Below are 5839 nucleotides of genomic sequence, written 5' to 3'. Positions count from 1 at the left end.
CCAAGCAACAGCAAAGGGGAGAGACCGGGCCCATGTCAGGATTCCCGTTCTCTCCCCTTCACACGTGTGCGCCTAACACCAGCGCAGACGGCACTCACGCACCGAGATACGCCTTGCGCACCTTCTCGTCATGGAGCAGGTCGCTGGCCTTGCCTTCCATGGTGATACGGCCGGTTTCCAGCACGTACGCGCGGTCGGCAATCGACAGAGCCATTTTCGCGTTCTGCTCGACCAGCAGCACGGTGATGCCTTCATCGTGCAGCTTTTCGATGATGCGGAAAATCTCCTTGACCAGCTTCGGCGACAGGCCCATCGACGGTTCATCCATCAGAATGGTGTTCGGCCGGCTCATCATCGCCCTGCCCATCGCGACCATCTGCTGTTCGCCGCCGGAGAGCGTGCCCGCCAGCTGGCGACGACGCTCCTTGAGCCGTGGGAAATACGTGTACACCTTGTCCAGATCCTCAGCCACATGCGAGGTGTCCTTGAGGCTGTACGCGCCCATTTCGAGGTTTTCCTGCACGCTCATGCGTGTGAACACGTGACGGCCTTCGGGCACGTGTGCCATGCCGAGGGTCACAATCCGGTTCGCCTTGGTTTTCAGCAGATCCTGGCCGTTGAACATGATGCTGCCGGATTTTGCCGGCACCAGTCCGGTGATGGTGTGCAGGGTCGTGGTCTTGCCGGCGCCGTTCGCACCGATCAGCGACACGATCTCGCCGTCATCCACATGCAGACTGATGCCCTTGACCGCGTCGATGGCACCGTAGGATACGCTCAGGTTCTTGATATCAAGCATCGTGCTCCTCCTTGCCATCAGCCGCGTTATCATCAGCCGCGTTGCCATCAACCCCGTCAGCCGCATCATCAGCCGCATCATCCTCATCCTCGTCACTGCCGAGGTAAGCGGAAATCACGCGCGGGTTGTGCGCAATCTCCTCAGGCAGGCCGGACGCAATCGTACGCCCGTAATCAAGCACCTGAATGCGCTGGCACACGTTCATCACGAGGCTCATATCATGCTCGATCAGCAGAATCGCAATGCCGAACCGGTCGCGGATCGTGTTGATGCAATCAAGCAGGTCCTCGGTCTCGGTCGGGTTCATGCCGGCAGCCGGCTCGTCAAGCAGCAGCAGCTTCATGCCGGTCGCGAGCGCACGCGCGATTTCGAGCTTGCGCTGGGCGCCGTACGGCAGGTTCGCCGCCTGCGTCTGGGCGAGGCCTTCGAGCTTGAAAATCCGCAGCAAATCAATGGCTTTCTGGTGCATCTCACGTTCCTCGCGCCAGAAACGCGGGGTGCGGAAAATCGCGCCGCCCATATGGTAGCTGAAGGATTCGTTGAACGCGACAAGCACGTTCTCCTCGACAGTCATCTGCTTGAACAGGCGGATGTTCTGGAAGGTTCGGGCGATGCCAGCACGCACGACCTGGTAGGTCTTCTTGCCGTTCATTTTCTCGCCGTCCAGCCAGAATTCGCCGTCAGTGGGCTTGTACACGCCGGTGAGCAGGTTGAACACGGTCGTCTTGCCGGCGCCGTTCGGGCCAATCAGGCCGACGAGCTCACCCTTGTTGATGGTCATGTTGAAATCGTCGACAGCGCGCAGACCGCCAAAGGTGATGCCGAGATGTTCTGCACGCAGAATCGGTTGTTCAGCCATCTCACGCCTCCTTTCCGGCAGATTGTGCGGGTTCCGCGGTTTTTGCTGCGGCCGCTGTTGCAGTCACGGCGCCAGATTCCGCGGTTTCCGCCGCAATGGCCGCCTTCGCCGCGCCGCCACGACCGTTGCGGTAGACGATGCGGTTGATGAGCTTCGGCAGCGAGAACTCCCACGAACCGAAGATGCCTTGCGGGCGGAAGATCATGAACACGACCAGCACCACCGAGTAGGCGAGCATGCGGTAATCGGAGAACGCGCGCAGCGCCTCCGGCAGAATCGTGAGCACGATGGCCGACAAAATCGAACCGGTGAGCGACCCCATGCCGCCGAACACGACCATAATCACGTAGTTCGTGGATTGCAGCCAGCCGGCGTACGACGGGGTGAGCGAACCCATGTACTGCGCGTAGATGCCGCCGGCGAGACCCGCGAAGAACGCGGAAATCGCGAACACGAGCACCTTGAGGTACGTCACGTTCAGGCCGGATGCGCTGGCCGCGATCTCGTCGTCACGAATCGCCTTGACCGCACGGCCGTAGCGGGAACGCGCGAACATGAACAGCAGCACAACGGTGATCGCGGTAATCCAGAACACCACGTACAGGTTGGCGATACGGTCGATGCCGATAAGCGCCTGACCGGCCTGTCCCTTGTCAAGGCCGACACCGCCGGCAGCAGGGATGTTCTGCAGCACGACGCGAATGATCTCGCCGAAGCCGAGGGTGATGATCGCGAGGTAATCGCCATGCAGACGCAGCGCCGGAATACCAACCAGAATGCCGAAGATGCAAGCAATCACAGCGCCCACGAAAATCGTGAGCAGGAAGCGAGCGGTCGGGTCCATCGCGATGCCCTTGGCGACAATCAGCTTGCTGAGCAGGGCCGCGGAGTAGGCGCCGATCATCTCGAAGCCGCAGCAGCCGAGTGTCAGCTGGCCAAGCACGCCGACAGTCAAGTTCAGGGACGTGGTCATGATGACCGCAATGCAGCAGGTCATCAGAATGCCCTTGATATACGTGTTCGCAGCGCCGGATTCGCATACCGCCATCAGCAGGCCGAACAGCACGGCGATACCCATAGCGCACACGATATAGGACTGTTTCATGGAAAGCGCGGATTTCTTCATCGTCACACCTTCTCCGTCTCAGGCTCGCCCATCAGGCCGGACGGGCGTACGAGCAGCACAATGATGAGGATCGCGAACACGATCGCGTCAGAGAACGCGGATGTGATCACGCCGCCGGTAATCGTGCCGATATAGGCTTTCGTCAGGCTTTCGATCAGGCCGATCGCCAGGCCGCCGACCATGGCGCCAGGAATCGAGCCGATGCCGCCGAGCACGGCCGCAACGAAGGCTTTCAGGCCGAGCATCATGCCCATAGTCGGGGACACCTGCGGGTAGGACACGCAGTACATGAGCGCGGCGATGGCGGCGAGACCCGAGCCGATGGCGAAGGTCAGCGTAATCGTGCCGTTCACGTTGATGCCCATGAGCAGGGACGCTTCCTTGTCTTCGGACACCGCGCGCATGGCCTTGCCCTGCTTCGTGCGCTTGACGTACAGCTGCATGGCGACCATCATGATGACGCCGAGCACAATGGATACGATGGTCGCGCCGTCGATCTTCAGCTGGCCGATGGTCAGGGTCGGAATGGAAACAATGGTCGGCACGGTCTTGAAATCAGCGCCGAAAATCGCCTGAGAGCCGTTTTCGAGCAGCAAGCTCATGGCGATGGCGGTAATCAGGGCGGTCATGCTGTTGCCCTTCTCTCGCACCGGCTTGTATGCCAGACGTTCGACGAGCACGCCGACCAGCGCGCAGACCAAGGTTGCGGGAATGACAGCCGTCCATGCGGGCAAGCCCATGACGGCGAGTGCTGGAATGCTGAGCATCAGCGTGTAGGCGCCGATCATGATGAAGTCGCCGTGGGCGAAGTTCAGCAGTCGGATGATGCCGTAGACCATCGTGTAGCCGAGCGCCACGAGCGCGTACACGCTGCCGATCTTCAGGCCGTTGAAAATCTGGCTGATGAACATGACGAAACCGCTCATCATTCCTCCTTTCGTGTGTGTGGATGTGGATGTGTGTGAATGTGTATTCGAATGTGTGCCAATCGCCGACTCAGTGAATCAGCGAACGCGAGCGTAAAGCTCTATGTATGTAAGCGTGGCGTCGCCTGAAAAAGGCGTCTAGTACGCGAATGGAGAGGGCCGGAATCGACCCTCTCCTTCACATGGGATTGTTGCCGTTTGCACCTTTCGAATCCCCTTGGAATCCTTGGGGTTCCGGGCGCGCACGGCGGTCAGCCTCACTTGGTGGACGGCTGGATGGTGGTGCGGTACGTCGGCTTGCCGTCCTTGAGCTCAAGGACGATCACGGACTTGTTCGGCGAACCCTTCTTGTCGAGCGTGAACTTGCCGGTCACGCCGCTGAAGGACATGCCGGAGATCGCGTTGCGCACCTGCTCGCGGGTCGCGTTCTTGCCGGCCTTCTCGTAAGCCTGCTTGAACATGTACACGGAATCGTAGGCGAGCGCGGTGAAGGTGTTCGGCTCCTGGTTGTTGTTGGCCTTCTTGTAGGACTTGATGAAGTCCTGCACCTTGCTGTTCGACGTGTCGTCAGGTGAATAGTGCGTGGTGTACAGCACCTTGTCGTACTGGGACTTGTCGCCGGTAAGCTTCAGGCCGTCGTAGCCGTCGGGGCCCATGACGTAGCCCTTGTAGCCGAGGGCGCGGGCCTGCGGGATGATGTACGGGCCAGCGACCGAATAGTAGTACGGCGCGTACAGGAACTCGGCGCCGGACGACTGGATCTTCTGCAGCTGCGAGGAATATTCGGTGTCATCGGCGCTGGAGGAGTTCTCCTCGTCGACCACGTCGAGGCCGGCCTTCTTGGCCGCGGCGGCGAAGGCCTTGCCCACGCCGGAGGAGTATGGATCGCCAGTGCCGTACAGCACGGCGACCTTCTTGACCTTCAGGGTCTCGGCGGCGAACTTGGCTGCGATCTCACCCTGGTAGGAATCCTTGAAGCAGGTGCGGAACAGGTAGCCGCCGGTGGCGATGGAATCGGAGGTTGCCGCCGGCGCGATCGCCGGGAGCTTCGACTGGTCGGCCAGAGGCGCGACCGCGGCGGTGGTCGAGGAGATCGTCGGGCCGAGCACGGCGAGGACATTGCTGTCGCCGGCGAGCTTGTTGAAGGCGTTCGACGCTTCGGTGGCGTCGCCCTTGTCATCCATGCTTTCCAGCTTGATCTTCTTGCCGTTCAGGCCGCCCTTGGCGTTGATCTCGCTGATGGCCAGCTTGAAGCCCTTGAGCTCGGCCTCGCCGTACGCTGCGGCGGTGCCGGAATTCGTGGTGATGCTGCCGAGCGTGATCGTGTTGCCGCTGGCAGCGCCGGCGGAGTTGCTGGAATCGTCCATGCTGCCGCCGGAGCAGGCCGCCATGGACATCATCATGGCCGCGGCCGCCGCGATGGCGGTCGTCTTGCCGAAGAACTTTGCGTTCATCAGGAATCTTCCTCTCTACAAAAGATTCTGGGAATAATCGTGAGAATTCGTCAGAATATCGCAAGAAATGCTGATTCTGAATGCCACAGACGCGCGCGACATGTGATCGGGTGAATCCGTCAAACGCCGTCAGGCAAAGGTTCTTCGGGCTTTTGGCCTTACTTGGATAAACCTCTCCTCAATCTATTGCTGGGTTCCCTTTATACGCGAGGATTGCGGAGATGTAAATGACATGTCCTTATATTGAACTTTTCGATAACCTCATCCTGAGACAATTTATGTCCACAATGTGGACGTCATGGGCGGGAATCGGCGGAATTGTGCGGGTTTGCGGGGTTGCTTTGAGGAGGGACTGCGGTTACGGCGTACTGTTTTTCAGGCAATCATCATGTTGCCGGCGTATTGGCGCGGGGTTACGTGCGGGTGCAGGTTACGCGGGCGTGATGTGGGGCGCGGGCGGGACGCAGGCGGGGCACGGGCGGGGCGCAGACGCAGGCAGGGCTCAAGGCGGGGTGGTGCGGGGCGAGGCGCGGGTGGGCTCTCGCGTACAACAGTATCCAGCCACTCGTGCGACTATTCAGTCGCACCGCAACCAGATACCGCAAGGAAACATCCCCGGGACTGTGTTTGTTCAATAGGAAGTGGGCCGGTTGAGCATCTGGAATTAGTCCATGT

The 5839-nt window shown here is 60.3% G+C and carries 5 protein-coding genes; all 5 read right to left on the bottom strand.

Annotated features, from left to right (window positions below; genetic code table 11):
* Nucleotides 1-94: 94 nt before the first annotated feature.
* The gene (locus tag ACI38B_RS03875) at nucleotides 95-799 is read right to left on the bottom strand and encodes an ABC transporter ATP-binding protein (RefSeq protein WP_439729598.1); all 705 of its coding nucleotides are present in this window, start codon (nucleotides 797-799) and stop codon (nucleotides 95-97) included.
* On the bottom strand, nucleotides 792-1658 hold the full coding sequence (locus ACI38B_RS03870; RefSeq protein ID WP_439729597.1) for an ABC transporter ATP-binding protein: 867 nt from the start codon (nucleotides 1656-1658) through the stop codon (nucleotides 792-794). The genes ACI38B_RS03875 and ACI38B_RS03870 overlap by 8 nt, the downstream gene beginning before the upstream one ends.
* A 1-nt stretch (nucleotide 1659) precedes the next feature.
* Complete coding sequence (locus ACI38B_RS03865; RefSeq protein ID WP_439729605.1) at nucleotides 1660-2784, bottom strand: branched-chain amino acid ABC transporter permease; 1125 nt, start codon at nucleotides 2782-2784, stop codon at nucleotides 1660-1662.
* A 2-nt stretch (nucleotides 2785-2786) separates the two neighbouring features.
* Nucleotides 2787-3710 carry a branched-chain amino acid ABC transporter permease gene (locus tag ACI38B_RS03860; RefSeq protein ID WP_318249882.1) on the bottom strand — a complete coding sequence of 308 codons (924 nt, stop codon included), beginning with the start codon at nucleotides 3708-3710 and terminating at the stop codon, nucleotides 2787-2789.
* A 257-nt stretch (nucleotides 3711-3967) separates the two neighbouring features.
* Complete coding sequence (locus ACI38B_RS03855) at nucleotides 3968-5164, bottom strand: ABC transporter substrate-binding protein (RefSeq protein WP_439729596.1); 1197 nt, start codon at nucleotides 5162-5164, stop codon at nucleotides 3968-3970.
* Nucleotides 5165-5839 lie beyond the last annotated feature (675 nt).

Source organism: Bifidobacterium sp., assembly GCF_051876855.1.
Lineage (GTDB): Bacteria > Actinomycetota > Actinomycetes > Actinomycetales > Bifidobacteriaceae > Bifidobacterium.
The sequence above is the reverse complement of the archived record's forward strand: the minus strand, read 5'-3'. Positions and strand labels throughout refer to the sequence as shown.